Raw genomic sequence first — 3131 nt, 5'->3', positions numbered from 1 at the left:
GCTTGCGATTGCGGCAATGTGCTTGTCCCTTTGACCAGGCGGTCCGGTATCACCGCTTTCCACCGCCGTGGAACGCGGTGGAATGTCGATGTTGGCGGTTGCGCTGTGCTGCAGGATAGACCGATAGGTTGGCTTGCCGTCATAGGCTCCGTCGGCTGTGAACTGGTCGATCTCGCCGTCGATCTGATCGAGCAGCGGTGCCACCTGGGAAGGATCATCCGCGTCCTGATCTGTCAGCCTTTGGGCAATGATCGCGCCACTTTTGGCATCCACTGCCAGATGCAGCTTGCGCCAGTTGCGACGTGATCTGGCGCCATGTTTCTGCTCCAGCCATTGCCCGGCGCCGTAGACTTTCAATCCCGTGCTATCGACAAGCACATGCAGCGGGCCGTCCGGCAGCGGCGGGTTTCGTCGGGCTGATGGCTCCCACTTGTGTGCCCGACGGCTCAGCGTCGTATGATCTGGAACTGGGACTTTCAGCCCCATGAGGTCCAGCAGCGAGTGGAGCAATCCCTCGGTCTGGCGCAGCCGCATTGCGAAGACGCAACCCAGCGTCAGCGCTGTCTCAATGGCGAGATCGGAATACCGGGCTTGGCCGCCGCGGGTCTTGCGTCGCGGAGCGCGCCATCCCGCAAGTGCCTCCGGCGTTACCCATAAGGTCAGGCTACCACGTCGGCGCAGACCTGCTTCGTAGTGAATTTCATCTTTCCCACGTGATGACGACGATCTGCCTTGTGTTTGTACGGCATGGCACTCGCATCAAGCTGATTTCGATCCTGCCTCCTATCGCCAAACCGTTGACAAAGGATCCATGCACCAACGCTACGCCTCGCGCAAAACATCTTGCAAGCCCATCATCTCGACAAACCCATCGCAAGCAAAATGCGCAGAGCCAGATGGAACAAAGACTTCTTCTTCCAGCTCTTTACTCATGCAATAGCCATGCTCTGTCCGGGGAGGCTTCGCCCGAAAGGGCTTTCCCTTCGGGAAACACGCACTCAGGAGACAGACCATGACCGAACTCGCAAACTTCATCCGCCTCAACGGTCTCGATGGGTCGTGTGCTGGCGCCTGTGCTAATCGAAACCACGTTCTTCCACAGGTGCAATCTTGCTTCTGTCAAATAAAATCACCTCGTACGAGCTTCCATATTCCGTCTTCACTCCGTCCAAGCCGTATCTCTGCGCCAAGGTAGCCCATGCGCCGAGTTCGTCAGGTTCCACTTGAGTACCCTGCTCGTCCATGACCGCTAATTTGAGGGGCTTTTGCGCCTCGATAACAAAATACTTTCCAGAACTACCTGCATAGCCGCGTGCCGCGTTTACATCGTTTTCTGAGGTCATCCAAATTGCTTCGCCCGTGTGCCCGCTTTGCCCCGAACCGCCCCACACCCCATCCCTATTAGCGTGGTTGAACTTTGTTCCCGCTGGAAGTTCTTCCATCTTGTTCCTCTCCCAACCAACTGAGGCTGCAAGTTCTTCCATCTCCTTGCTCTCCCAACCAACTAAGGCGGCTTGATGTATGTGGGGACCGGTTTGCCTGGCTGTCGCGGGTCTTACCGGGCTCGTGACCTCGTCACCGACTGCTCTCAAAGCTCGGCGCGGTGGATTCTCGCGGCGACTCTCCCGGTACCACCCTCTCATTATTTGCATGCATTCGTTAGATATTTCGCCGTGATAATAGGCACATGTTTGGTATTCTCCCCATTCTTCGCGCGGTTCAAGTTCTTTATCCGCGCACTCGATCTTCCCATTCTTATAAGCAAGGCATGCCCCCTTGTCCTCAGCCGAAACCTGACTACTCTGTACGAGGACGATCACGGTCGCAGCAAGGATCATCCCCTTCCAGAAAGACGGGGGATGCACTCGATGAATCGGGATGGCTGCGGTGGCGGTCTCTTTCGGTGAGGATCTCACGTAAGGATTTCCTTGTGCTCGTTTGTGAATTGTCCGCATCGCATCGGTTTCGCGATGCGACTTGCTGTAGTTTGTTAGGACAACTCAGATTGAGTTTGTTAGGACAACTCAGATTGTTATTTTAAGTCCGAATACACATTGAGAACCGGCGCCGTGCTTTCCTTGATTCAAAAGGTGGGATCCGCACCAGCTATTCATGGATGCCTATAGCAATTTGCTGCCTTGGGCAGTGTTCGCCGAGCACGGAGGAGAAGATGCTGCGGAAGGCTTGAAAACGTTTCAACATCCGCTAACACCTTGCGCTGGCTGCACGCGTGGGTGATGACGCAGGTAGCCGGTCCATGGGTGTGGTGAAATAGAAAATATTGGGCTCGCTATCGACGCGAGCAACAGCCGCGTGTGGATCTCCGATCGCCGTTGGCACCATGCCGGGAGATGTGATAGAGGGCAGCATGTCCTCACTTGCCTAGTCTCCGCATAGGCGACGTCGCGGACGAGATGCGCCAGGCAGTTCTGATGCGCATTTGCGTGGCCTTGTTGCGCGGCATAGCGATCGGAACACCAGACGTCGGGCCGATGGCCGTCCATCAGGGTCCGGACCACGACGGCGCCGCGCGTTGGCGCCGCTTGATGAACAACCGCTTCGGCGCAGCGAAACACCCAGTGGTAGGCGTTGCGTCCTTCGATCCGCACGCCGGTCTCATCGGAGGCGATGACCTTGGCCCGGCGCAACGCCGCGACGTCCTTGTCGCACTCGGCCGCGAACGCGCGTGGGTAATTGCGGCTCTCTCCATCCTTCTCCAGCGAGCGATATAGGCGACGGATATCCGCAGCGTTTACGCCATCTGCTTTCATGACCTGGCGGATGATCGGTTCGGATAGGATTTCGTCAAGCGTCGGTTCGCGCTCGTGCATGGGTCGCCTCCAAGATTTTCTGATATTCCGCTTGATATACGGAAACGATGACCTGGTGATGTCGGCTGTGTGACGGATATGGATATGCGACCGTCCGATGTCAGAATCGGTCGCCGGGTAGTGTCAGTTTGGAAAGCGCAGCGTCTAGGCTTTACGCTCGGGCCGTGCGGCGCTTCGAAAGAGACCGCCACTCGATGTTGAGCCGATGACAGCGTATTGCGGGGAAAGTGGAACAGGTTGGCAATCGGATCATGGATGGAAACGAACCGCTGAAGCTGGCGTGCCGACTTGAAGCGTTTC

General features: G+C 56.9%; 1 protein-coding gene and 3 pseudogenes. All 4 read right to left on the bottom strand.

Translation table 11 applies throughout. From position 1 onward, the window contains the following. Positions 1 to 749: pseudogene (locus tag NKJ26_RS33205) on the bottom strand (IS5 family transposase); the annotation flags it as partial. 327 nt (positions 750 to 1076) lie between these two features. Beyond that, positions 1077 to 1484, bottom strand: coding sequence for a hypothetical protein (locus NKJ26_RS33200; RefSeq protein ID WP_352700057.1), 408 nt, complete (start codon positions 1482 to 1484; stop codon positions 1077 to 1079). Between the two features lie 906 nt (positions 1485 to 2390). Further along, positions 2391 to 2657, bottom strand: a pseudogene (locus tag NKJ26_RS33195) (IS66 family transposase); the annotation flags it as partial. A 365-nt stretch (positions 2658 to 3022) separates the two neighbouring features. Further along, positions 3023 to 3131 (bottom strand): annotated as a pseudogene (locus NKJ26_RS33190) (IS6 family transposase); the annotation flags it as partial.

Source organism: Mesorhizobium sp. M0152, from assembly GCF_040322415.1.
In the GTDB taxonomy this organism is placed as follows: domain Bacteria; phylum Pseudomonadota; class Alphaproteobacteria; order Rhizobiales; family Rhizobiaceae; genus Mesorhizobium.
Note: the sequence above shows the minus strand (reverse complement) of the source record. Positions and strands in the feature narration are given on the sequence as shown.

Coding starts and splice junctions, on each gene's coding strand:
- NKJ26_RS33200 (WP_352700057.1), bottom strand. CDS start 1,484: ATGGAAGAACTTGCAGCCTCAGTTGGTTGGGAGAGGAACAAGATGGAA.